Here is a 25,392-nt window from a genome sequence, read left to right as displayed (position 1 = left end):
GCGGCCTTCTTGGTCACCCGGCGATATCGCGGATGGCGATCTCGCTCATGATGCGTTCCAGCACCTGGTCGATGGATAATTCCGTGGAATCCAGCTGTATGGCGTCAGCCGCCGGTTTGAGCGGGGCTACCGCTCGCTGGGTGTCACGCTCATCGCGCGCACGTATCTCATCTAGCAGACTCGACAGACTAACACCCTCGACCTTGCCCTTCAACTGCAAATATCGACGGCGTGCCCGCTCCTCGGCGCTGGCGGTCAGAAAAATCTTCAGCGGTGCGTCAGGAAAAACCACTGTACCCATGTCGCGCCCATCCGCCACAAGGCCCGGCGCTTCCTGAAAAGCGCGCTGGCGCTGCAGCAGCGCCTCGCGCACAGCGGGCAGCGCAGCCACCTGGGAAGCGCCGGAACCGACGCTTTCGGTACGAATGACATCGCTGACTTCATCACCTTCCAGAATGATGCGTTGCAACTGACCGTCCGTCGCCGCGATGAACTGCACATCCAGATGAGCGGCGAGTTTCTTCAGCAGCTCTTCATTGGTCAGGTCGACACCATGGTTATGCGCGGCGAAGGCCAGCAATCGGTACAACGCACCGGAATCCAGCAGATTCCAGCCCAGGCGCTTGGCCAGAATCCCGGCTACCGTGCCCTTGCCCGAACCGCTTGGCCCATCGATGGTGATGACCGGTGCAATGTTGTTCACGACTGTGCCTCTTGCGCCACGCGAATACCGACCTGTGCGCACAGCGCCAGGAAGTTCGGGAACGACGTCGCGACGTTGGCGCAATCATGGATGCGGATCGGAGCATTGGCGCGCAGCGAAGCAACGCTGAACGCCATGGCGATACGGTGATCACCATGACCGTGCACTTCACCGCCGCCGATCTGGCCGCCGTCGATGATGATGCCATCCGGGGTTGGCTCGCATTTGACGCCCAGCGCCAGCAAACCATCCGCCATGACCTGGATGCGATCCGACTCCTTGACCCGCAGCTCTTCGGCACCGCGCAACACGGTGCGCCCTTCGGCACAGGCTGCGGCGACGAACAGCACCGGGAACTCGTCGATCGCCAGCGGAACCAGCGCCTCGGGAATCTCGATACCTTTGAGTTTAGCTGCACGTACGCGCAAATCCGCCACCGGCTCGCCACCCACTTCACGCTGGTTTTCCAGGGTGATGTCGGCGCCCATCAGGCGCAGGATGTCGATCACACCGGTACGTGTCGGGTTGATGCCGACGTGCTCCAGCACCAGCTCGGAACCCTCGGCGATCGATGCCGCCACCAGGAAGAACGCCGAGGACGAAATGTCACCCGGGACTTCGATGTGGGTCGCGGTCAGTTTGCTGCCGGACTCGACCGATGCGGTCGCACCGTTGACCGTTACCGGGTAGCCGAAGCCACGGAGCATGCGCTCGGTATGGTCGCGGGTCGGAGCAGGTTCGGTAACCGTGGTCTTGCCTTCTGCATACAGGCCGGCCAACAGCAGGCAGGACTTAACCTGGGCACTGGCCATCGGCATGGTGTAGGTCAGCCCCTTGAGCTTGTTGCCACCACGAATGGTCATCGGCGGACGACCTTCAGCAGCGGTTTCGATCACCGCACCCATTTCACGCAGCGGATTGGCCACGCGATTCATCGGGCGCTTGGACAGCGAGGCATCGCCGGTCAGGGTACTGTCGAAGTTCTGCGCAGCCAGCAAGCCGGACAGCAGGCGCATCGAAGTACCGGAGTTGCCCAGATAGATCGGGCCCGGCGCCGGCTTCAGACCATGCAGGCCAACGCCGTGAATGGTCACGCGACCGTGGTGCGGGCCCTCGATGACCACGCCCATGTCACGAAAAGCCTGCAGGGTCGCCAGGGCATCTTCACCCTCAAGGAAACCTTCGACTTCGGTGACACCTTCAGCCAGAGAACCGAGCATGATCGAACGGTGGGAAATCGATTTGTCACCTGGTACGCGAATCCGACCGGACAGGCGGCCACCAGGTTGAGCCAGGAAAATCAGATCGTTGGAATTCATAGCGTCCACATAGGCCCTGCGGGCCAGGATTTTACTGAAATGCTCGCGGGCAACCCGGGCGCGAGTGAAAACGCCCAACAATTGGTGCCCATCCCCTGCATCGACCGCTTCGCGCAAGGCGTCGAGATCGCTGCGAAATGTATCGAGTGTGCGCAGGACAGCTTCGCGGTTGGCGAGGAAGATGTCGTGCCACATGACCGGGTCGCTACCGGCGATTCTCGTGAAATCGCGGAAACCGCCCGCAGCGTAACGGAAGATCTCAAGATTTTCATTGCGCTTGGCCAGCGAGTCGACCAAACCGAACGCCAGCAAGTGCGGCAGATGACTGGTCGCAGCCAATACTTCGTCGTGACGCTCGACCTGCATGTGCTCGACATCGGCGCCCAATTCGCGCCAAAGACGGTCGACCACTGCCAGGGCTGCCGGATCGGTTTGCTCCAGCGGCGTGAGGATCACTTTGTGGCGACGGAACAGCTCGGCGTTGGAGGCCTCCACCCCACTCTGCTCCGAACCGGCAATCGGATGCCCCGGCACGAAGCAGGACGGCATGCTGCCAAACGCTTCGGTGGCAGCGCGCACCACATTGCCCTTGGCGCTGCCGACATCGGTCAGGATCGCCTGCCCCAGATCCATGCTGGCCAGACGCGCGAGCACTTTCTCCATGGCCAGAATCGGTACCGCCAGCTGAATGACGTCGGCGCCCTGACAAGCAACGCCCAGGTCTTCCTCGCAGCGATCCACCACCCCCAGCTCGACCGCGAGTTTGCGCGATTGCGGATCGAGATCGACCCCGACCACTTCGCGGCATAGACCGCTTTCACGCAAACCCTTGGCAAACGAACCGCCGATCAACCCGAGACCGACCACCACCAGGCGACCGATCATAGGTTCAGCAGATTGCAGTGCAGTGACATCAACCACGAGCCAGAACCTTACTCAGCGCTTCAAGGAAGCGGCTGTTTTCTGCCGGCAGACCAATGGTGATGCGCAGGTGATTCGGCATGCCGTAGTTGGCCACCGGACGCACGATCACACCTTCATGAAGCAAGCCCTGGAACACCGGGGCTGCGACCTGACCAAGATCGACGCAAATGAAATTGCCCTTGGACGGAATCCAGCTCAGCCCCAGTTCACGCAAACCGGCTTCCAGTTGCTGCATGCCGGACTCGTTCAACTGACGGCTCTGCGCCAGATATTCTTCATCCTTCAACGCCGCACAGGCAGCGGCCAGGGCCAGGCTGTTGACGTTGAACGGCTGGCGCACACGGTTCAGCACGTCCGCGACCACCGCCGTGGACAAGCCATAACCCACGCGCAGTGCCGCCAGGCCATAGGCCTTGGAGAAGGTGCGGGAAACCAGCAGGTTCGGATAGGCCGCCAGGAAGTCCAGACCATCCGGCAGATCACTGCCTTCGGCGTACTCGATGTAAGCCTCATCCAGTACGACCAGCACATGCTCTGGAACATCCTGCAGGAATTCGTCCAGCGCCTCGGCGTCGAACCAGGTACCCGTCGGGTTGTTCGGGTTGGCGATGAACACCACGCGGGTGTTGGCATCGATGGCCGCCAGCATGGCAGGCAGGTCATGCCCCCAGTCTTTGGCGGGGATGACCTTGGCCTGTGCGCCGACAGCCTGAGTGACAATCGGGTAGACCGCGAACGCATGCTCGCTGAACACGGCATTCAGGCCAGGTGCCAGATAGGCACGCGCGACCAGCTCCAGGATGTCGTTGGAACCATTGCCCAGCGTGACCTGATCGAGTTCGACACGGCACTGTTCGGCCAACAGGGTCTTGAGTGCAAAACCGTTGCCGTCCGGATAGCGGGTCAACTCGGCCAGCGCATCGCGGATGGCCGCCAGCGCCTTGGGGCCGGGGCCCAGCGGGTTTTCATTGCTCGCCAGTTTGACGATGCTGGCCGGATCGAGATCCAGCTCACGCGCCAGCTCGTCCACGGGTTTGCCCGGAACGTAAGGCGAAAGTTGTTGCACGCCCGGCTGTGCCAGAGCGAGGAAATTGCCACTCATTTGCTACCGCCCCTTAGAGAACTGCTTTCGGGTAGGAACCCAGCACCTTGAGTGCTACTGCTTCCTGACTGATCTTCTCCAGCACACCTTTGACCAGCGGGTCGCGATGATGGCCGACGAAATCGATGAAGAACACATAGGTCCATTTACCGCTGCGCGACGGACGAGTCTCGATTCGCGTCAGGTCGATGCCATTGTCGTGGAACGGCACCAGCAACTCGTGAAGCGCACCCGGCTTGTTGCTCATCGAAACGATGATCGATGTCTTGTCGTCACCGGTCGGCGGCACTTCCTGGTTACCGATCATGAGGAAGCGCGTGGAGTTATCCGGGCGATCCTCGATCTTCTCGGCCAAACGGGTCAGCCCGTACAGGCCGGCCGCCATGTCGCCGGCAATCGCCGCCGAGTTCCACTCACCCTTGACCCGCTTGGCCGCTTCAGCGTTGCTGGACACCGCCACGCGCTCGACATTCGGGTAATGGGCGTCCAGCCACTTGCGGCACTGGGCCAGTGACTGGGCGTGGGAGTAAATGCGGCTGATGCTGTCGGTCTTGGTATTTTCACCGACCAACAGGTGATGGTGGATACGCAGCTCGACTTCGCCGCAGATCACCATGTCGTGCTCGAGGAAGCTGTCGAGGGTGTGGTTTACCGCGCCCTCGGTGGAGTTTTCCACCGGCACCACGCCAAAGTTCACCGCACCGGCCGCCACCTCACGGAACACCTCGTCGATCGCCGCCATCGGCTTGCTGATCACGGCATGGCCGAAGTGCTTCATGGCCGCCGCTTGGGTGAAGGTGCCTTCAGGGCCGAGGTAAGCCACTTTCAGCGGCTGCTCGAGCGCCAGGCAGGAGGACATGATTTCACGGAACAACCGCGCCATCTCTTCGTTGCCCAGCGGCCCCTGGTTACGCTCCATGACACGCTTGAGCACCTGAGCTTCGCGCTCGGGACGATAGAACACCGGCACTTCGCCTTCGGCCAGCGAGGCCATCTTTACTCGCGCGACTTCCTGGGCGCAGCGCGCACGCTCACTGATCAGCTCCAGGACCTTTTCGTCCAGGGCATCAATGCGCAGGCGCAGTGCCTTGAGTTCTTGCTCAGACATTAGCCGTGTTCCTTCTCGAACTCTGCCATGTACGAAACCAGCGCGTTGACGGCGTTGATGTCGACGGCGTTATAGATGGAGGCGCGCATGCCGCCCACGGAACGGTGACCCTTGAGGTTCAACAGGCCACGCTCGTCGGCACCGGCCAGGAACGGCTTGTCCAGACGATCATCAGCCAGGCGGAACGGCACGTTCATCCACGAGCGGTCCGACTTGTTGATCGGGTTGCTGTACAGGCCGCTGGCATCGATGAAACCATACAGCGTGCGCTGCTTGACTTCGTTGAGCTTGCCGATGGCCTCGACGCCGCCCTGCTCTTTCAGCCACTCGAACACCAGGCCGGACAAATACCACGCCAAGGTCGGCGGGGTGTTGTACATCGAACCGTTATCGGCCGCGATCTTGTAGTTGAGCATAGTCGGGCACAGGGAACGAGCCTTGCCCAGCAGGTCTTCGCGAACGATGTTGACGACGATACCGCTCGGGCCGATGTTTTTCTGGGCGCCGGCGTAGATCATGCCGAAACGCGAAACATCAATCGGGCGCGACAGGATGTCCGAAGACATGTCGGCGACCAGCGGAACATCACCGGTTTCCGGAATCCACTGGAACTCCAGACCGCCGATGGTTTCGTTCGGCGCGTAATGGACATAGGCCGCGTCTTTCGACAACTTCCATTCGTTCTGGCCGGGAATGGCGAAATAGTCGTAAGGCTTGGCGGTGCCGGCAACGTTGACATGGCCGTAGCGCGAAGCTTCTTCGATGGCTTTCTGCGACCAGATACCGGTGTCGATATAGTCGGCCGAGCCGTTTTCCGGCAACAGGTTCAGAGGAATCTGAGCAAATTGCTGGCTGGCGCCACCTTGCAGAAACAGCACTTTATAGTTCGAGGGGATATTCAGCAGATCACGCAGATCCTGCTCGGCCTTGGTGGCAATGGACACGAACTCATCGCTGCGATGGCTCATTTCCATGACCGACAGACCCTTGCCGTGCCAGTCGAGGAGTTCACCCTGGGCGCGCTGCAGGACAGCTTCGGGAAGCGCCGCAGGACCGGCACAGAAGTTATAGGCTCTCTTGCTCACATCCAATCTCGCTCTGATTTGGTGGTATCTGCATTCAATCAAACACTGTAGGAGCGAGCGTGCTCGCGATGGACTTGAAGACGCCGCGTTTTATCAGAAAACCCGCGTCATCGTTGACGACCATCGCGAGCAGGCTCGCTCCTACAAGGGCATCATTATTTCAAAGGGACAAACAACAAGGGGGCGAATTTTCATCCGCCCCCTCATATCCACTTACTCTTGTGGCTCTTCGTCAGCGGCGGCGTCGAGTTGCTGGTCTTCGGCAACGTCGTCGATCACGACCTCACCGACAAACCCTTCACCCTCTTCACCTTCCAGCTCTTCACCCTCGACTTCCGACGGCTCCTGAACCCGCTCCAGCCCGACCAGCGTTTCGTCGTTGGCCAGTTTGATCAGGGTCACGCCCTGGGTGTTACGACCCAGGCTGGACACTTCGTCGACACGGGTGCGTACCAGGGTACCCTGGTCGGAAATCAGCATGATTTCCTCGCCGTCGAGCACCTGAACCGCACCGACCAGACGACCGTTACGCTCGTTGCTGACCATGGCGATAACACCCTGACCGCCACGCTTGTACTCAGGGAACTCGGTGATCGCCGTGCGTTTGCCAAAACCACGCTCGGAAGCGGTGAGGATCTGGCTGCCTTCTTCCGGGATCAGCATGGAAATCAGCTTCTGGCCTTCCGGCAGGCGCATGCCGCGCACACCGCGGGCGGTACGGCCCATGGCGCGAACATCGGATTCCTTGAAGCGGGTGACCTTACCGCCATCGGAGAACAGCATCACTTCGCGCTCGCCGTCGGTGATGGCCGCGGAAATCAGCACGTCGCCTTCGTCCAGCTCCAGCGCGATCAGGCCGACGCTGCGTTGACGACTGAAGGATTCCAGCGGGGTCTTCTTCACGGTGCCGTTGGCGGTGGCCATGAAGATGTAGTGACCTTCGGTGTATTCCTCGACCGGCAGCATGGTGGTGATGTACTCACCGTCGTCCAGCGGCAGCAGGTTGACCAGCGGACGACCACGTGCAGCGCGGGAGGCCTCTGGGATTTCGTAGGTTTTCAGCCAGTAGACCTTGCCCTTGCTGGAAAACAGCAGCAGCGTGGTGTGGCTGTTGGCAACCAGCAGGTGAGCGATGTAATCCTCATCCTTGACGCCGGTCGCCGACTTGCCTTTACCGCCACGACGCTGGGCCTGGTACGCAGCCAGCGGCTGGGTCTTGGCGTAGCCACCGTGGGAAATGGTCACGACGCGCTCTTCTTCCGGGATCATGTCACCCAGGGTCAGGTCGAGACGGGCATCGAGGATCTCGGTGCGACGCACGTCGCCGTATTCGGCGCGGATCACTTCCAGCTCTTCGCGGATCACTTCCATCAGGCGCGTGGCGCTGTTGAGGATGCGGATCAGCTCGCCGATCTGGTTGAGGATCTCCTGATACTCGGCCAGCAGTTTTTCGTGTTCCAGACCGGTCAGGCGGTGCAGACGCAGTTCCAGAATGGCTTGCGCCTGTTCCGGCGACAGGAAGTACTTGCCGTCGCGCAGACCGTATTGCGGATCGAGGTTTTCCGGACGGCACGAATCGGCGCCGGCACGTTCAACCATCGCCACCACAGCCGAGGACTCCCAAGGGGTGCTGACCAGCGCTTCCTTGGCTTCCGACGGGGTTGGCGAGGCCTTGATCAGGGCGATGACCGGGTCGATGTTCGACAGGGCAACGGCTTGACCTTCAAGGATGTGACCACGTTCGCGCGCCTTGCGCAGTTCGAACACGGTGCGGCGGGTGACGACTTCGCGACGGTGACGGACGAAAGCTTCCAGCAGGTCCTTGAGGTTAAGGATTCGCGGACGGCCGTCGATCAGCGCGACGATGTTGATACCGAACACCGCTTGCAGCTGGGTCTGGGCGTAGAGGTTGTTGAGGATGACCTCAGGCACTTCGCCGCGACGCAGCTCGATCACGACGCGCATACCGTCCTTGTCGGACTCGTCGCGCAGCTCGGTGATGCCTTCAAGCTTCTTCTCTTTGACCAGCTCGGCGATCTTCTCGATCAGACGCGCCTTGTTCAGCTGGTAAGGGAGTTCGGTGATGACGATCTGCTGACGGCCACCGACCTTGTCGATGTCTTCGATGATCGAGCGGGCGCGCATGTAAATGCGCCCGCGACCGGTGCGGTAGGCTTCGATGATGCCGGCGCGACCGTTGATGATCGCGGCAGTCGGGAAGTCCGGACCGGGAATGTATTGCATCAGTTCATCGACGGTCAGCTCGGGGTTGTCGATGAGCGCCAGGCAACCGTCGATGACTTCACCGAGGTTGTGCGGCGGAATGTTGGTCGCCATGCCCACGGCGATACCACTGGAACCGTTGACCAACAGGTTGGGAATACGGGTCGGCATGACCGCCGGGATCATCTCGGTGCCGTCGTAGTTCGGCACCCAGTCCACGGTTTCCTTGTGCAGGTCAGCCAGCAGCTCGTGCGCCAGCTTGGTCATGCGCACTTCGGTGTATCGCATGGCCGCGGCGTTGTCGCCGTCCACCGAACCGAAGTTGCCCTGGCCGTCTACCAGCAGGTAGCGCAGGGAGAATGGCTGCGCCATCCGGACGATGGTGTCGTACACCGCGGTATCACCGTGCGGGTGATACTTACCGATCACGTCACCGACAACACGGGCAGATTTCTTGTACGGCTTGTTGTAGTCGTTGCCCAGCTCGCTCATCGCGAACAGCACGCGCCGGTGCACGGGCTTCAAGCCATCGCGCGCATCCGGCAGTGCCCGCCCGACAATTACGCTCATCGCGTAGTCGAGGTAGGACTGCTTCAGCTCGTCTTCGATATTGACCGGGAGGATTTCTTTGGCCAGTTCGCCCATGAGAAGCCTGATTCCTTTTTCTGGTGAAACTTCGTCAGGACCAACGAAGCTCGCCGCTGCAGGCTCAGTGCCATGCATTGGCTTACAACAAATCAACGAGTTATGCCATGGATCTGCGCAGTACGGGCTGCCACTTCGGGCAACCCTGGAAACCGCCGGATGTTATCACAAGAGCCGCCACGCACCTATCCCCCAGATGCGCATGGAGAGTAGTTAGTTGACCGATGACAGGCTTGAAGGAGACGAGAGGGGCTTAGAGCTGTGTTGAATGAAGAATTTGCGACTGATTCGGGCTGATTTGTTGGCTTTTAGGGCCTCTTCGCGGGCAAGCCCGCGATAGCTATCTATCAGGCGCTGGAAATCATCAATGCAGGCGCTTACGGCACATCAACTGCGCCATCTTCGCCGTATCCGGGCGCTCGACGATGCCTTTTTCGGTGACGATCGCATCGATCAGGTCCGCCGGTGTCACATCGAACACCGGATTGAACGCGTCGACATCCGCGCCTACCCGCTTGCCACCGACCTCCAGCAACTCGCGACCATCACGCTCCTCAATCGGAATGTCATCGCCGCTGGCCAGGTTCATGTCGATGGTCGAACTCGGTGCCACCACCATGAAGCGCACGCCGTGGTGCATGGCATTGACGGCCAGTTGATAGGTGCCGATCTTGTTGGCCACGTCGCCATTGGCGGTGATCCGGTCAGCGCCGACGATGACCCAGGTAGGCCCCTTGGTCTTCATGATATGCGCCGCGGCGGAATCGACATTGAGGGTCACGGGAATGCCTTCATTGGCCAGTTCCCACGCGGTCAGCCGCGAGCCCTGCAGCCATGGGCGGGTTTCGTCGACATAGACCTGCTCGACCATGCCCTCGATGAATGCACCACGAATCACCCCCAGCGCCGTGCCGAAGCCGCCCGTGGCCAGCGCACCGGTGTTGCAGTGGGTGAGGATCGCCTGGGCGTTGCCCTGATGCTTGCGGATCAGGTCGACACCCAGTTGCGCCATGGTCAGGTTGGCTTCGCGATCACTTTCGTGAATGGCGATGGCCTCGGCCTCCAGCACCTCCAGCGGATCGGCATTGTCTTTCAGGCGATCGAGCCGATCATGCATGCGCCCCAGCGCCCAGAACAGGTTGACCGCAGTGGGACGGGAATCGGCCAGCAGTGCAAAATCCTCTTCCAGCGCCGCGTACCAGTCGCCACCTTCGGCAATCCGGGCACGGGCCGCGAGCACGATGCCATAAGCGGCGCTAATGCCGATGGCCGGCGCACCACGCACCACCATCGAGCGAATGGCTTCGGCCACACCGGCGGCGCTGGTGTAGGCGATCCAGGTTTCCTCGAACGGCAAAATACGCTGATCCAGCAGATGGAGAGCGCCATCACGCCAATCGATGGCCTTTACCTTTTCCGCAGCCAACAGTCGATCGCGCATCCCTCACCCCGCACTCATGAACAAAAGCCGCCGATTATAGCGATCCCCCCGCGAAGACGCTCGGGTATACTTCGCCATCCTTTACAAAAGCACTGGAACCGACCCTCGATGCCGAACACTGCCGCTGCGCTCGACCTGTTATTGCTGCCGACCTGGCTGGTACCCGTCGAACCCGCTGGTGTTGTCCTCAAAGAACATGGCGTGGGCATCCGTGATGGACGCATCGTGTTTATCGGTCCACGTTCCGCCGCACTGAAGCTTAACGCAACCGAAATCCGCGAATTGCCCGACATGCTGCTCAGCCCCGGCCTGATCAATGCCCACGGGCACGCGGCGATGACATTGTTCCGTGGCCTGGCCGATGACCTGCCATTGATGACCTGGCTGGAAAACCATATCTGGCCCGCCGAAGCCAAGTGGGTCGACGAGGACTTCGTGCGTGACGGCACCGACCTGGCCATCGCCGAACAGATCAAAGGTGGCATCACCTGTTTCTCTGACATGTATTTCTTCCCGAAGGTTGCCAGCGAGCGCGTGCACAACAGCGGCATTCGCGCGCAGATCGCGATTCCGATCCTCGATTTCCCTATTCCGGGCGCCGGTACCGCGGACGAAGCCATTCGTCAGGGCGTTGAACTGTTTGGCGATCTCAAGCACCACGAGCGCATCAAGATCACCTTCGGCCCCCATGCACCCTACACGGTAGGCGACGAAAACCTGGAAAAAATCCGGGTGATCGCCGAAGAACTGGACGCCTCGATCCACATGCACGTGCATGAAACCGCTTTCGAAGTGCAGCAATCGGTCGAGCAGCGCGGCGAACGCCCACTGGCCCGCCTGGCGCGCCTGGGCTTGCTGGGGCCGCGCTTCCAGGCGGTTCACATGACCCAGATCAGCGATGAAGACCTGGCGCTGCTGGTAGAAAGCAACAGCAATGTGATTCATTGCCCGGAGTCGAACCTGAAGCTGGCCAGCGGGTTCTGCCCGGTCGAGCGTCTGTGGCAGGCCGGGGTCAATGTCGCGGTCGGCACCGATGGCGCGGCGAGCAACAATGACCTCGACCTGCTCGGCGAAACCCGCACCGCGGCCCTGCTGGCCAAGGCTGTCGCCGGCTCGGCCACCGCGCTGGATGCTCATCGCGCCTTGCGCATGGCCACCCTCAACGGCGCCCGGGCACTGGGTATCGAGGCCTTGGTCGGCTCGCTGGAAATCGGCAAAGCGGCGGACATGGTGGCTTTCGACCTTTCCGGCCTGGCCCAGCAACCGGTCTACGACCCGGTTTCGCAGCTTATATACGCCACCGGCCGCGACTGCGTGAAACACCTTTGGGTAGCCGGCAAGCAACTGCTCGACGATCGTCGCCTGACACGCCTTGATGAACAACAGCTAGGCACTGTTGCGAAAGCCTGGGGCCAGCGCATCAGCGGCCGTACCGAATCGTAAGCACCCTGGAGCGCAATCCGGGGCAACAGGATTTTTCAAGTTTTAGAGGACTTAAACCATGAGCAACGTCGACTACGCCGAAATCGCCAAATTCGAAGCCCTGGCCCATCGCTGGTGGGACCGCGAAAGCGAATTCAAACCGCTGCACGACATCAACCCGCTGCGAGTCAACTGGATTGACGAGCGGGTCAATCTGGCCGGTAAAAAGGTCCTCGACGTCGGTTGCGGCGGCGGTATCCTTAGCGAAGCCATGGCCCAGCGCGGCGCGACCGTCATGGGTATCGACATGGGTGAAGCACCGTTGGCGGTTGCCCAATTGCATCAGCTGGAGTCGGGCGTCAACGTCGAATACCGACAGATCACCGCCGAAGCCCTGGCCGAGGAAATGCCCGAGCAATTCGACGTGGTCACCTGCCTGGAAATGCTCGAACACGTGCCGGATCCGTCGTCGGTCATCCGCGCCTGTTTCCGCATGGTCAAGCCCGGCGGCCAGGTGTTCTTCTCCACCATCAACCGCAACCCGAAGGCGTACCTGTTCGCCATCGTCGGCGCCGAGTACATCATGAAGTTGCTGCCGCGCGGCACCCATGACTTCAAGAAATTCATCCGCCCTTCCGAACTCGGCGCCTGGAGTCGCATGGCCGGCCTGACCGTCAAGGACATCATCGGCCTGACCTACAACCCGCTGACCAAGCACTACAAGCTGGCCTCCGACGTGGACGTCAACTACATGATCCAGACCCTGCGCGAGGAGTAAGCCGATGCCTATCAGAGCAGTTCTTTTCGACATGGACGGCACCCTGCTCGACACCGCGCCGGACTTCATTGCGATCTGTCAGGCGATGCGCGCCGACCGCGGCTTGCCACCGATGAACGACAAGCACATCCGCGACGAGATTTCCGGTGGTGCCAGGGCAATGGTCGCAGTGACCTTCGCCATGGCCCCGGAATCGCCGGGTTTCGAGGAACTGCGCCTGGAGTTCCTGGAGCGCTACCTCGTGGGTTGCGCCGTTCACAGCAAGCTGTTCGACGGCATGGCTGAATTGCTCGCCGATATCGAGAAGTCCAACCTGATCTGGGGCGTGGTCACCAACAAGCCACTGCGTTTCGCCGAACCGATCATGCAACAGCTGGGGCTCGCCGAACGGTCGGCGCTGCTGATCTGCCCGGATCACGTGAAGAACAGCAAACCGGATCCAGAGCCGCTGATCCTCGCTTGCAAGATGCTCGACCTCGACCCGGCCAGCGTGCTGTTCGTCGGCGATGACCTGCGCGACATCGAGTCCGGCCGTGATGCCGGCACCAGGACTGCTGCGGTGACCTTTGGCTATATCCACCCGGACGATAACCCGCGACATTGGGGTGCGGATGTGGTGGTCGATCATCCGTTGGAGTTGCGCAAAGTGCTTGATAGCGCGCTTTGCAGTTGCTGAAAAGCGGTATCAGGTTTTGGGAATGAGGCGTGGCACCTGACGCCTTCGCGGGCAAGCCCGCTCCCACAGGGATCCAGGGTGTACACACATTTTGTGCCCGGCACCAGTACCTGTGGGAGCGGGCTTGCCCGCGAATGGCCACGCCGCGATCTGTCTTCTGTTTGTGAGGTTTTTTATGTTTGATTATTCCGCCCGCCCCGAACTGCTCAAGGATCGGATCATTCTGGTTACCGGCGCAGGACGCGGCATCGGCGCCGCAGCAGCAAAAACCTATGCAGCCCACGGCGCCACCGTGCTGTTGCTGGGCAAGACCGAAGCCAACCTGACCCAGGTCTACGACGAAATCGAAGCCGCCGGCCATCCACAACCGGTGGTAATCCCGTTCAACCTCGAAACCGCCCTGCCCCATCAATACGATGAGCTGGCGGCGATGATCGAAACCGAATTCGGCCATCTCGACGGCTTGTTGCACAACGCGTCGATCATCGGCCCGCGCACGCCGATCGAGCAGTTGTCCGGCGAAAACTTCATGCGAGTCATGCAAGTCAACGTCAACGCAATGTTCATGCTCACCAGCACACTGCTGCCGCTGCTCAAGCTGTCGCAGGATGCCTCGGTGGTGTTCACTTCCAGCAGCGTCGGCCGCAAGGGACGTGCGTATTGGGGCGCTTACGGCGTCTCCAAATTCGCCACTGAAGGCCTGATGCAAACCCTGGCTGACGAAGTCGATACCGTGGCCCCGGTACGCTCCAACAGCATCAACCCGGGCGCTACCCGCACCAGCATGCGCGCCCAGGCTTACCCCGGTGAAAACCCACTGAACAACCCGACGCCCGAGGAGATCATGCCGGTCTACCTTTACCTGATGGGCCCGGACAGTACCGGTATCAATGGTCAGGCGTTCAACGCCCAGTAACGACCATACGTCGCTTTTTTGCTGCCGCGCCGGCTTCCCGCCGCGGCACTCGAAGCCTCTCCAATTCAGGCCCGGCACCTGTCAATCAAACGTCACATGTAGCGCCTCGCAGGTCAAAGACGGACAACAAGTTATTGATTTAATACATATTTTATTAAGATGAACCGAATGGCACGACTTTCGCTCTAAGTTTGCTCAGACACGCAACGTGAAAGCAGACGGGGGTGAACCTTGAGTGCTGAAGTTACTCATCTTCTACAAAGCGGATTAAACTTGTACGAAATGTCCTACGGGACTGACGGACCAGTACGACGCGCAGCCCTAAGCCGCTCTCACCCTGCTTGTAAGACAGCCTTACTGCTTAGGGGCGCACGCCTTATGAAACCACCTTCCCAGACCAACGCAATTGATTTCGATAGCGCCAAATTGCAGCGCCTGGGCTTTGGTCAGCAGCCGCCCCTTCTGGAAAGGCCTGTCAGTCTTGTGCAATTGCGCCAGCAACTGGGCCTGCAGCTGCAAACCAGTCTGGAACCGCAACGCATTCTGGGGACGTTCTATCGCGAGATCCAACGCTTGGTGCCGTTGGACGCCTTGAGCTACCAACACAAGAGCAGTGACCTGCGCCTGGAGTTCGGTCAGCGCGGCCACCATTCCATCAGTTACAGCCTCAGCCACGAAGGCGAGCACTTGGGTGAGCTGGTTTTCCGCCGCAATCAGCGTTTCAGCGAACAGGAACAGGGCAATCTCGAGTCACTGCTGGCCGCACTGCTTTTCCCGATGCGCAACGCGCTGCTTTACCGTACCGCCACCCAAAGCGCACTGCGCGACCCGCTGACGGGCACCGGTAACCGCATCGCCATGGACCAGACGCTGCAAAGGGAAATCGAGCTGTCCCGGCGTCACTTGCAGCCGTTGTCGGTGCTGATGCTGGACATCGATCATTTCAAGCAAGTCAATGACACTCATGGCCACAGCACTGGCGATGACGTGCTCAAGGCGGTCGCCGCCTCGATCAAAAACCAATTGCGCAACGTGGACATGGTGTTCCGCTATGGCGGTGAAGAGTTCCTGATCCTGCTGTCGAACACCAGCCGCGAGGCCGCAGCCATGGTCGGTGAACGGCTGCGGTTTGCAGCCCAGTCTGAAGAGTACCTGGCCGATGGTCACACGGTCTTGCTGACGGTCAGTCTCGGTTGTTCGACCCTGTTGCCCGGCGAGTCTGCCGAAAGCCTGTTGCGACGGGCAGACAGCGCGTTGTATGTGGCCAAGCGCGAAGGTCGTAACCGGCTGGAAATGGCGGGTTGATTTTTCAGCCACAACACAAACCAATGTGGGAGCGAGCCCGCTCGCGAATGCAAACTGTCAGTCAACATCTTCGTTGAATGTCAGGCCTCTTTCGCGAGCAAGCCCGCTCTCACAGTTTTTATTGCGTGATTTCTGGATCAGCTCTCGACCAGTGCCATCCGCTCACGAACGACCGGCGCTCTTTCTGCGTACTCCAACTGCATGCAATGCTCAAGAAACAGGTACATGTAGTCGTAGCTCTTGCAAACAGCCTGACGCAACTCCACCTGCAGGGATTTGCTCGGGTTGGTGCCCGCCAGGGTGCAGATGATGTCCAGGGCTTCCCATGGATGGGCATCGTCGTACTGGGCATGCATCTTCAGCCATTTCATCGCCCGCTTGCGATCTTCCTCGGGGAACGAGGTGGCGTAAATACCGTTGGAACAAACGACCGCCGACCATTCCCCGGTTGCCCCTTCGATGGCGTAGTTGGTGGCGGCAATCGCTATGATCAGCGAGTCGGCTGAACTGGTGTGCCAACACCAATGGCTCAAGGCGTGAAGTTCCGGTGCAACCTGCTGTGCCTGCAAGTCTTCCAGGCTGACACCGTGCGCGCGACTCCAGTGCACCCAGTAATCGGCGTGGTTCAATTCGACGCGGATATTACGCATCAGCCAGCGACGGGCCATGTCTTCGCCGGGATGACGGGCAAAGCGGGTCTTGGTCAGGTTTTGTGCCATATACAACGCAAACTGTTCGACCACCGGCCAGCCACCGATCAGGTACTGGCGCATGGTCTTTGCACTGAGCCTGTTGTCTCGCATGCGTTGGTACAGTTCGTGTTCGACAACCCGGCGCTTGCTCTCGCTGCAATCCTGGATCAGGCGCTGGGCCCAGGCAGGGTAACTTGCAGCTTCCATGAGCGGTCCGGTTCGGTTGAATGTGTCGATCACTGTCGAGCTCCTTTTGATTGTGATTGTAAGACCGGCAGGAGTTTCAACGGAACGTGCCAGGGGCCCTGAACAACAGCGGCTGAGGCCTGGCAGGACGACTTAGCAAGCTATCGCTGGTAAACAGATGCGGGCGTTCAATCACATACCCTTGAGCGTAATCCACCCCGATTTCCAGCAATGCCTGCTCGATCTGGGGCGTTTCGACAAACTCGGCAATCGTGCGCTTACCCATCACATGGCCGATGTGATTGATCACTTCGACCATGGCGCGGTTAATCGGGTCGTCCAGCATATCCTTGACGAAACTCCCGTCGATCTTCAGGAAGTCTACAGGCAAATGTTTCAGGTAGGCGAATGAGGACATTCCCGCACAAAAGTCGTCCAGTGAAAAACGGCATCCCAAGCCTTTGAGTTCATTAATGAATCGAATGGCGCTACCAAGGTTTGAAATAGCACTGGTCTCAGTAATTTCAAAACAAATCATTTCAGGCGGAATCGAATACGTCACAAACTGTTCGCGCAGGAAGTCCAGAAACGCCTCATCCCCGATCGTCGTGCCTGACAGATTGATCGCACACATGGCCAGCGGCCCATGGCCTTGCTCGGCCCGGCATTGGGCAATGATCTTGAACACGTTCTGCACAACCCAACGATCAAGCGAGCTCATCAGGCCATAGCGTTCAGCTGCCGGAATGAAGCTGTTGGGCAAGATCATCCGCCCGGCTTCATCATGCAACCGCAGCAGAATTTCAATGTGCCCGCCATCCTGACCGATATGACCCAAGGGGGCAATTTCCTGGGCGTACAGGCAAAAGCGGTCCTCCTCAAGCGCCATGTGCAAACGCTGCACCCAAGCCATTTCGCCGAAGCGCAGGGACAACTCCGAGTCATCCGGATGATAGACCTGGACCCGGTTCCGGCCCTTCTCCTTGGCCATGTAGCACGCCATGTCGGCAGCACGCAGCGAGGCTTCGAGCGTCGTCGGATTCTGTGCGACATGGACCAGCCCGATACTGACAGTGGTGACGAAAGGCCTGCCCTTCCAGACAAAATGCAGATTCTGCACAGTCTGGCGCAGGCTCTCGGCAATTTTCTCCGCCGCTTCCGGTGCACAGTTCTCCAGAAGGATGCCGAACTCGTCGCCGCCAAGGCGCGCCAGGGTATCGCCTTCACGCAGCCCCGACTGCAACAAGGCACAGATATGCCGCAACAGTTCATCGCCCGCCGCGTGGCCGCAGGTATCGTTGACCAGTTTGAATTGATCCAGATCGAGGAACATCAAGGCATGACGCCCCGTGTAGCGGGTCAGGTTGTGCAGCGCCTGTTCCAGGCGGTATTCGAATTCGCGGCGGTTGGCAAGTCCGGTCAAGGCGTCGTGGGTCGCCTGCCACGACAGATTGGCAATGTATTGCCGCTCCTGGGTCATGTCATGCAGCACCAGCACCGTCCCGCTGACTTTACCGGCATTGCGGATTGGCGCGCCCACCAACGTGACCGACACCGTGCTGCCGTCCAGGCGTTGAATCAGCCTGGAATGCTCACTGCCGCCACTGAGCTGGCCGCTGAGAATATGCTCGATCAGGGTGAAACCATCGGTCTGCGCATTTTCATCCAGCAGGTTGAACAGCGCCGCCAGCGGCAATCCTGTCGCCTGCTCGGCCTTCCAGTGGGTCAACGCCTCGGCTGCCGGATTCATGTAGGCAATCGCACCGGAAACGTCCGTGGTGATCACTCCATCACCAATGGATTGCAGGGTGATCTGCGCCCGTTCCTTCTCCAGTTGCAGCGCATCGGCGAAGGCATGGCGTTGCTTGAGCAGCTTATGAGTGCGCATCAAGGCCAATGCAATCAGGCCCAGGGCGGTGGCCAGATTCGTCACCAACAACAGGCGCAGAATCACCCGCGAACCTTCACCCAAGGCGTCGCTGAATGCCTTCGCCGCCGGCGTCACACCGTCGTTGATGGCGAAAATCTGCTCCTTCCAGCGCTGCACATCCACACCGGAGGCCAGGCCCGAGGTGATGTGCTGATGCATGTCCCGCGCAACGCCATCGAGTTGGACCAGATAGGCATCACCCACGGTCCAGAGGTCGATGGCTTTTTCGAGGTAACTGAAGTGACGAAAGTTGAGGTACAGCCAAATCAGGCTGGCGACATCGTCAGGATGATTGCCGCCCTTGAGGATCGCCACACGTGCGGCCTCGATGTCCGGCGGCTGATTATCCAGCGCCACACGCAACTCATGCCCGCCCTGAGGCACGGAAATGGCGTTCTGGTATTTATGAAAAATCGCTTCGTCGCCGCTGTCGGCGTAGAGATTGAGGTAATAGATGGCGTCTTTCTGGCCCTTGGACCAGAGGCTTTCGCCGGCAACATAGCCGCGAACCGCCGACAGTACATAAAGGCTAACACCGCCCAACAAGGCTTGAAACAACACAACGGCGATAAATGGCCAGACGATGCCTAACAACCGTGGCGTTCCGAGAGTCCGCGTTTGATTCATGAGGTCCCTTGCTTTAGCACCGCTAGCTCGTCTTCCGGACGAAATCGCTTTAGCTAGACTAGGTTGCGATTCCGATCCCGGCAAGCAACAAGCTACGTCCGGAGGGAGTATCGCGGCCATCGAATTCGGTCGCGATGATGTTTTTTATGGTTTTGAAGTGGCGCGTGCAACCTTGATGTCGTCTTGCTACATCTGCTGCAAATGACCGTAAAGCTTGGCGTACAGACCACCGTCGGCAATCAGTTGCTGATGATCACCATCCTCTGCGATCTGCCCGCCGTCGAATACCAGCACACGATCGGCCTGTTTCACCGCCGAAAGACGGTGAGCAATGATCAACGTTGTGCGGTTGCTCAGGAACCGCGCCAGTGCCTGGTGCAGGTTGTACTCGGTGGCGGCATCCAGCGCCGAAGTCGCTTCGTCGAGGATCACCACTTTAGGCTCGGCCAGTACCATCCGCGCAATGGCCAGGCGTTGGCGCTGCCCGCCGGACAAGCGCACGCCGGAGCGACCGACGATGCTGTCCAGGCCATTGGGCAAATCCCGGACCGTGTTGTGCAGTTGGGCGATTTCCAGCGCCTGCCAGCAGGCCTCGTCACTGCGTTCACGCCCCATGGTCAGGTTGGCCCGGATGGTGTCGTTGAACAGGGCCGGATGTTGCAGGACCACGGCGACATTTTCCCGCACGGTCTCCAGGCCGATCTCTTGCTGGGTCGAACCACCGAAACGAATGGTGCCGGCCAATGGCGTGTACAAGCCCAGCAGCAGTTGCACCAGTGTGCTCTTGCCGCCGCCGCTGGCACCAACGATCGCGACTTTTTCGCCGGGAGCGATGGAGAGATTCATCTGGCTCAGCACCAGTTCGTCACCGTAGCCGAAGCTCAATCCCTGCACCTCGATCCCGACGGTTTCGCGACCGTTGAACGGGTCGACTCCGCCCGGGTACTCGGGTTCGTCGGCGCGGGACAGCAGCTCGTTGATCCGCGACAGCGCACCGCCGGCAGCGTAGTAGGCGTATTGCAGGTTCAGCAGCTGTTCCACCGGACCGATCATGAACCACAGGTAGCTGAACACCGCGAGCATCTGGCCGATGGACAGGTCAGAGAACAACACCGTGAGCATGGCCGCAGCCCGGAAAATATCGATGCCGAACTGGAACAGCAATCCGCTGGCCCGGTTCGATGCGTCGGTTTTCCACTGCGAATTCACCGCATAATCGCGCACATCCCGGGCACGCTGGCCCAGGCGCCCGAGGAAAAACCCCTGGCGGTTGCCGGCGCGAACTTCCTGGATGGCATCCAGCGTTTCGGTCAGCGCCTGGGTAAAGCGCGAAGTGCTGTCGTTCTCGAGTTTCTTCAGGTGCTTGACCCGCTTGCCCAACTGCACTGTGGCGTAGATCACCAACGGGTTGAACAACAGAATCAGCAGCGCCAGCTTCCAGTGCATCCACATCAGGATGCCGGCAGTGCCGACCAGGGTCAGCATGGCCACGAGGAAACGGCTGAGGGTTTCACCGACGAACTTGTCCAGCGTGTCGAGGTCGGTGACCAGATGCGTGGTCACCGTGCCGCTGCCCAGGCTTTCGTATTCACCCAGCGAGATGCGCTTGAGCCGTTCGATCAGGCGTATGCGAATGCGGTAGACGATGTCCTTGGCCAACCCGGCGAACAATTTCGCCTGCACCACGTTGAACAGCAACGCCGTGCAACGCAGGGTCAAGGTCACCAGCAACATCAGGCCGATGTAACCCGCGGCTTTCTGCCAGCCTTCAGGCAGCGCGTGGTTCATGATCTTCAGCGCGGCATCACCGTGCCCCAGCAATACCTCGTCCACCAGCAACGGCAGGAGCAAGGGAATCGGCACGCTGCATAAGGTCGCCAGCACGGCCACGCCGTTGGCGATCCACAGGGATTTCTTGTGATGCAGGGCCAGGCGACGGATTTCCGCCCAGCTCAGGCGATCGACACGTTTAGCGGTAGCGACATCATCGGGCAGGTCATGCACAGGCAGCACGCTCCAGCCAGCGGCCGAGCAGCGCGGACAACTCGCTCAAAGGTTGATAGCCATTGGTCAGCAACGCCAGTTGGCCGTTACGCTCAGCCAGCAGTGTGGGGAAACCGGCAATGCCCAGGTCTTGGACCCAGGTGAAATCGGCAGCAGTGGCCGCGTGCATATCGGCCCGGTCGAACGCACCGGCGAACTCGATGCGTGGCAAACCGGCCTGCTCCGCCAGTTCCACCAACACGCTGGCTTGCGTGACGTCGCGACCTTGGGCATAAAACGCGTGCTGAATCAGCCCGAGCAGTTTCCACGCGCAATCCGGCGCCAGGCTGCGGGCCGTCACCAATGCCCGGCAGGCAGGTTCGGTGTCATAGACAAAGCCGTCGGGCAACGCGCCTTCGAGCTTGAACGGCTGCCCGGTGGCTTCGGTGACTGCCTGCCAATGTTCAAGGATATAGCGACGGGTAGACGGTTCCAGCGCCGCACCGCTGCCAGTGCGCAAACCTCCCACGATCAGGTGCACATCCACGCCTGCGGCTTGCGCCTGCTTGACCAGTGCGTTGGCCACCGGGGCAAACCCCCAGCACCAGGAACACATCGGGTCCATCACATAGAGCAGGCGCGCAGACATGGTTCAGGCCTCGGAGGATGCTTGCTTATAGTTGTAGCCGATCGGGTGAGGCTGGTTACGAGCCTTGGCCAGTTCGATCTGCTTCTGCCGGTCGATGGCGCTGCGACGGGTCTTCTCGCTCAGCTTATCCCAGCAATGCGGGCAACTGATGCCGGCCACGTAATGCTCGGACGCGCGGTCTTCTACGCTGACCGGCGTGCGGCAGGCATGACATTGATCGTAGTCGCCTTCGCTCAGGTCATGGCGAACCGTCACGCGGTTGTCGAACACAAAGCAGTCGCCCTGCCATTTGGTTTCTTCCTGCGGCACCTCTTCGAGGTACTTCAGGATGCCACCCTTGAGGTGATAGACCTCACCAAACCCCTCACCGAGCATGTAGCTCGACGCTTTCTCGCAACGGATGCCACCGGTGCAGAACATCGCGACCTTCTTGTGCACGGCCGGATCGAAGTTGGCTTTGATGTAGTCCGGAAATTCGCGAAAACTGGTGGTTTTCGGGTCGATGGCGCCTTCGAAGGTCCCGATCGAGACTTCATAATCGTTACGCGTGTCGATCAACAGCACTTCCGGGTCGCTGATCAGCGCGTTCCAGTCTTGCGGATCAACGTAGGTGCCGACCTTTTTGTTCGGGTCCACGCCTTCCACCCCGAGGGTGACGATTTCTTTCTTGAGTTTGACTTTGGTGCGGTAGAACGGCTGCTCGTCGCAGTACGACTCTTTATGATCGATGTCGTCCATGCGCGGGTCGTTCTTGAGCCAGGCCATCAGCCCGTCAATGCCTTCGCGGCTACCGGACACGGTGCCGTTGATGCCTTCTTCGGCAATCAGCAGCGTGCCTTTGATGCCGTTGTCGACCATCGCTTGCAACAGTGGCTCGCGCAGGGTGACGTAATCTTCCAGGGTGACGAACTTATACAGTGCCGCCACGACAATCTGTTGTGTCATGGGTAAATCTCCAGGTGGCTACCCTCGTAAGGGGTGAACCGGATGCGAAAAAAAACGCGCCGTAGGAGCGGCGCGCTGCGTAGTCTACCAAATAATTGTAGGAGCCGGCTTGCCGGCGATGGCGTCCTCGAAACCGCTATCGCTGGCAAGCCAGCTCCTACAGGGGCATGCGTCATGTCGAAAAAGCTATCTCGATCAGTGCTTGCTGCCACCGGCACAGGTCGGTGAGGCCGGGGCCGCGTCGATCTGTGCCCATTCCTCCGGCGTGTAGGTATGCAGCGCCAACGCATGGAACTCGCCCATCAGCTCGCCGAGCGTGGCGTAGACTTTCTGGTGGCGCTTGACCCGGTTCAGGCCTTCGAACTGTGTGCTGACGACCACAGCCTTGAAGTGAGTCTGTAACCCACGGCTGTGCATGTGGCTCTCATCCAGCACTTGCAGATGCTCCGGCTCAAGCAAGGCCAGTGTCGATTCGATGCGTTGTTGCATGGTCATACCGAACTCCGCTTAAGGCTTTTTCTTGGCTGGAGTGGCCGCGTCTTTCGGCGTCAGCTCGGCGGTCATGTCAGCCAGCAGCTTGTTGACCACAGGCACCGCGCTTTCCAGCTTGGCCTGGGTCATCTGGGCCGATTGCTGGGTCAGCTGGGGCATTTTTTCCAGGACTTTCTTGCCCAGTGGCGACTGATAGAACGCTACCAGGTCCTTGAGCTCGGACTCGGTGAAGTTGGTGGTGTAGAGGTTGACCATGTCCGGTTTCAGCTTGTTCCAGCCAATGGCCTGATCCAGAGCGGCCTTGGCCTTGGCCTGGTAGGTTTCCAGCAAGGCTTTTTTCGACTCAGGAGCTTTGGTCTGTTCGAAACGCTGGGCAAACATCTGCTGTACTTGCATGTACACCGGGGTGCCCAGTTTGTCAGCGTGCGCCATGGTCAGGAAAGCCTCGGCACTGGCGTTATGGCTGGCGGTGTCGGCAAGAACCTGGCCGCTGGCGCAGACCAAAGCAACGGCGGTACAGATGGCACGAAGACGAGTCATCGAGTTTCCTTTTCTAGCTGGCGAGGTAAGACCCCAAGGGCGTCCATTCTGCGCCTAAAAAAGTGTGTCGCTCAACCCCAAGCCTTGTCGCGCCTGATTTAGAGGGGTTGAATGGTCAAATCCAGACTGATGGAACCACGGTCGTCGAGCACGGCCTAAACTGCGCAATCGGACCTACAGGAGTGAGCAAGATGAGCCGTATCGAAACCGACAGCCTCGGCGAGGTTGAAGTCCCGGATGAAGCCTATTGGGGCGCTCAGACTCAACGCTCGCTGGTCAACTTCGCCATTGGCAACGAACGCATGCCGCTGGCCGTGTTGCATGCCCTGGCACTGATCAAGAAAGCCGCGGCACGGGTCAATGATCGCAACGGCGACGTGCCTGCCGATATCGCCCGTCTGATCGAGCAGGCGGCCGACGAAGTGCTCGCCGGCGACCACGACGACCAGTTTCCGCTGGTGGTCTGGCAAACCGGCAGCGGCACCCAGAGCAACATGAACGTCAACGAAGTGATCGCCGGTCGCGCCAACGAGCTGGCCGGCAACCCGCGCGGCGGCAAGTCCCCGGTGCACCCCAACGATCACGTCAATCGCTCCCAGAGTTCCAACGACTGTTTCCCCACCGCCATGCACATCGCGGCCGCCCAGGCCGTGCAACAGCACTTGCTGCCGGCGATCAGCGAACTGTCCGGCGGGCTGGCCGAGCTGTCCGCCCGCCATATGAAACTGGTCAAGACTGGCCGCACCCACATGATGGATGCGACCCCGATCAGCTTCGGTCAGGAAATCTCGGCCTTCATCGCACAACTCGACTACGCCGAGCGGGCGATCCGCAGCGCACTGCCCGCGGTCTGCGAGTTGGCCCAGGGCGGAACGGCCGTCGGCACGGGGCTGAATTCACCCCACGGCTTCGGTGAGGCCATCGCCGCGGAACTGGCCGCGCTCTCAGGTTTGCCGTTTATCACCGCGCCGAACAAGTTCGCCGCACTGGCCGGCCATGAGCCGCTGACCACGCTGTCCGGCGCGCTGAAAACCCTCGCCGTGACCCTGATGAAAATTGCCAATGACCTGCGCCTGCTGGGCTCCGGTCCGCGTGCCGGCTTCGCCGAAGTCAGGCTGCCGGCCAATGAACCGGGCAGTTCGATCATGCCGGGCAAGGTCAACCCGACCCAGTGCGAAGCCTTGTCGATGCTGGCCTGCCAGGTACTGGGCAACGACGTTGCCATCGGCTTTGCCGCCAGTCAGGGCCACTTGCAGCTGAACGTGTTCAAACCGGTGATCATCCATAACCTGCTGCAATCGATCCGTTTGCTGGGTGATGGCTGCAGCAACTTCCAGCAGCATTGCGTGGCCGGTCTGGAGCCGGATGCGGAAAAAATGGCTGAACACCTGGAACGTGGCCTGATGCTGGTAACGGCGCTCAACCCGCACATCGGCTATGACAAATCGGCGGAGATCGCCAAGAAGGCCTACAGCGAAGGACTGACCTTGCGCCAGGCGGCGTTGCAGCTCGGGTATCTGACCGACGAAGAGTTCGATGCGTGGGTAAGGCCGGAGAACATGCTGGAGGCTGGGGCCAAGGGCTGAGTCTGTAGCGCCTGATAGTCCGTCATCGCGGGCAAGCCACGCTCCCACAGGTTTTGCGTCGTCCACAAAGTTGATAAACGACTCGAAACCTGTGGGAGCGTGGCTTGCCCGCGAT

20 protein-coding genes are annotated in these 25,392 nt (G+C 60.1%); 6 read left to right on the top strand and 14 right to left on the bottom strand.

Going from position 1 to position 25,392, the window contains the following annotated elements:
- Positions 1-13 precede the first annotated feature (13 nt).
- The 7 genes from cmk to mtnA all read right to left on the bottom strand — a co-directional run bounded on the left by cmk (position 14) and on the right by mtnA (position 10,550).
- Complete coding sequence (cmk, locus tag PMI31_RS09735; protein WP_007973641.1) at positions 14-703, bottom strand: (d)CMP kinase; 690 nt, start codon at positions 701-703, stop codon at positions 14-16.
- A complete protein-coding gene (locus tag PMI31_RS09730) occupies positions 700-2,907 on the bottom strand; it encodes a bifunctional prephenate dehydrogenase/3-phosphoshikimate 1-carboxyvinyltransferase (RefSeq protein ID WP_008017794.1) in 2,208 nt (735 codons plus the stop codon). The genes cmk and PMI31_RS09730 overlap by 4 nt, the downstream gene beginning before the upstream one ends.
- A 28-nt stretch (positions 2,908-2,935) precedes the next feature.
- Positions 2,936-4,048 carry a histidinol-phosphate transaminase gene (gene hisC, locus PMI31_RS09725; protein ID WP_008017791.1) on the bottom strand — a complete coding sequence of 371 codons (1,113 nt, stop codon included), beginning with the start codon at positions 4,046-4,048 and terminating at the stop codon, positions 2,936-2,938.
- A 13-nt stretch (positions 4,049-4,061) separates the two neighbouring features.
- Positions 4,062-5,156 (bottom strand): prephenate dehydratase, encoded by a 1,095-nt coding sequence (gene pheA, locus PMI31_RS09720; RefSeq protein ID WP_007939916.1) that lies wholly within the window; start codon positions 5,154-5,156, stop codon positions 4,062-4,064.
- A complete protein-coding gene (gene serC / locus PMI31_RS09715; protein WP_008017789.1) occupies positions 5,156-6,241 on the bottom strand; it encodes a 3-phosphoserine/phosphohydroxythreonine transaminase in 1,086 nt (361 codons plus the stop codon). The genes pheA and serC overlap by 1 nt, the downstream gene beginning before the upstream one ends.
- Before the next feature lie 213 nt (positions 6,242-6,454).
- A complete protein-coding gene (gyrA, locus tag PMI31_RS09710; RefSeq protein ID WP_008017787.1) occupies positions 6,455-9,109 on the bottom strand; it encodes a DNA gyrase subunit A in 2,655 nt (884 codons plus the stop codon).
- A 364-nt stretch (positions 9,110-9,473) separates the two neighbouring features.
- On the bottom strand, positions 9,474-10,550 hold the full coding sequence (gene mtnA, locus PMI31_RS09705) for an S-methyl-5-thioribose-1-phosphate isomerase (RefSeq protein ID WP_008017786.1): 1,077 nt from the start codon (positions 10,548-10,550) through the stop codon (positions 9,474-9,476).
- A gap of 108 nt (positions 10,551-10,658) precedes the next feature.
- Here mtnA and PMI31_RS09700 point away from each other — a divergent pair, with 108 nt between their 5' ends.
- The 5 genes from PMI31_RS09700 (at position 10,659) to PMI31_RS09680 (ending at position 15,647) form a co-directional block, all read left to right on the top strand.
- The gene (locus tag PMI31_RS09700) at positions 10,659-11,993 is read left to right on the top strand and encodes a TRZ/ATZ family hydrolase (RefSeq protein WP_008017784.1); all 1,335 of its coding nucleotides are present in this window, start codon (positions 10,659-10,661) and stop codon (positions 11,991-11,993) included.
- A 58-nt stretch (positions 11,994-12,051) separates the two neighbouring features.
- Positions 12,052-12,750 (top strand): bifunctional 2-polyprenyl-6-hydroxyphenol methylase/3-demethylubiquinol 3-O-methyltransferase UbiG, encoded by a 699-nt coding sequence (ubiG, locus tag PMI31_RS09695; RefSeq protein WP_008017781.1) that lies wholly within the window; start codon positions 12,052-12,054, stop codon positions 12,748-12,750.
- Positions 12,751-12,754: 4 nt separating this feature from the next.
- The gene (mupP, locus tag PMI31_RS09690) at positions 12,755-13,426 is read left to right on the top strand and encodes an N-acetylmuramic acid 6-phosphate phosphatase MupP (RefSeq protein WP_008017779.1); all 672 of its coding nucleotides are present in this window, start codon (positions 12,755-12,757) and stop codon (positions 13,424-13,426) included.
- A 175-nt stretch (positions 13,427-13,601) separates the two neighbouring features.
- Positions 13,602-14,342 carry a YciK family oxidoreductase gene (locus tag PMI31_RS09685; RefSeq protein WP_008017778.1) on the top strand — a complete coding sequence of 247 codons (741 nt, stop codon included), beginning with the start codon at positions 13,602-13,604 and terminating at the stop codon, positions 14,340-14,342.
- A 378-nt stretch (positions 14,343-14,720) separates the two neighbouring features.
- Positions 14,721-15,647 carry a GGDEF domain-containing protein gene (locus PMI31_RS09680; RefSeq protein ID WP_008017777.1) on the top strand — a complete coding sequence of 309 codons (927 nt, stop codon included), beginning with the start codon at positions 14,721-14,723 and terminating at the stop codon, positions 15,645-15,647.
- Positions 15,648-15,784: 137 nt separating this feature from the next.
- On the opposite strand, the gene PMI31_RS09675 is transcribed toward PMI31_RS09680, so the two are convergent.
- From PMI31_RS09675 to PMI31_RS09645, 7 genes are all read right to left on the bottom strand, one after another.
- A complete protein-coding gene (locus PMI31_RS09675) occupies positions 15,785-16,546 on the bottom strand; it encodes a TenA family transcriptional regulator (RefSeq protein ID WP_443216993.1) in 762 nt (253 codons plus the stop codon).
- Positions 16,547-16,622: 76 nt separating this feature from the next.
- Entirely contained in the window at positions 16,623-19,082 is a 2,460-nt protein-coding gene (locus PMI31_RS09670) for an EAL domain-containing protein (protein WP_008017774.1), read from the bottom strand.
- A 186-nt stretch (positions 19,083-19,268) separates the two neighbouring features.
- Complete coding sequence (locus tag PMI31_RS09665; RefSeq protein WP_008017773.1) at positions 19,269-21,086, bottom strand: ABC transporter ATP-binding protein; 1,818 nt, start codon at positions 21,084-21,086, stop codon at positions 19,269-19,271.
- Positions 21,079-21,681, bottom strand: a complete 603-nt coding sequence (locus PMI31_RS09660) for a DsbA family protein (protein ID WP_177323560.1) — start codon at positions 21,679-21,681, stop codon at positions 21,079-21,081. Before PMI31_RS09660 ends, PMI31_RS09665 begins: the two co-directional genes overlap by 8 nt.
- Before the next feature lie 36 nt (positions 21,682-21,717).
- The gene (gene trhO / locus PMI31_RS09655) at positions 21,718-22,659 is read right to left on the bottom strand and encodes an oxygen-dependent tRNA uridine(34) hydroxylase TrhO (RefSeq protein WP_008017771.1); all 942 of its coding nucleotides are present in this window, start codon (positions 22,657-22,659) and stop codon (positions 21,718-21,720) included.
- Positions 22,660-22,854: 195 nt separating this feature from the next.
- Positions 22,855-23,154, bottom strand: coding sequence for a BolA family protein (locus PMI31_RS09650; RefSeq protein ID WP_008017770.1), 300 nt, complete (start codon positions 23,152-23,154; stop codon positions 22,855-22,857).
- A gap of 12 nt (positions 23,155-23,166) precedes the next feature.
- Complete coding sequence (locus PMI31_RS09645) at positions 23,167-23,691, bottom strand: DUF2059 domain-containing protein (RefSeq protein WP_008017769.1); 525 nt, start codon at positions 23,689-23,691, stop codon at positions 23,167-23,169.
- A gap of 191 nt (positions 23,692-23,882) precedes the next feature.
- Between PMI31_RS09645 and PMI31_RS09640 the strand changes: the two genes are divergently transcribed.
- Positions 23,883-25,277, top strand: coding sequence for a class II fumarate hydratase (locus PMI31_RS09640; protein ID WP_008017767.1), 1,395 nt, complete (start codon positions 23,883-23,885; stop codon positions 25,275-25,277).
- The last annotated feature ends 115 nt before the right edge of the window (positions 25,278-25,392 follow it).

This window comes from Pseudomonas sp. GM55, assembly GCF_000282395.1.
Classification (GTDB): Bacteria; Pseudomonadota; Gammaproteobacteria; order Pseudomonadales; family Pseudomonadaceae; genus Aquipseudomonas; species Aquipseudomonas fluorescens_CC.
This window is presented reverse-complemented; position numbering and strand designations above follow the sequence as displayed.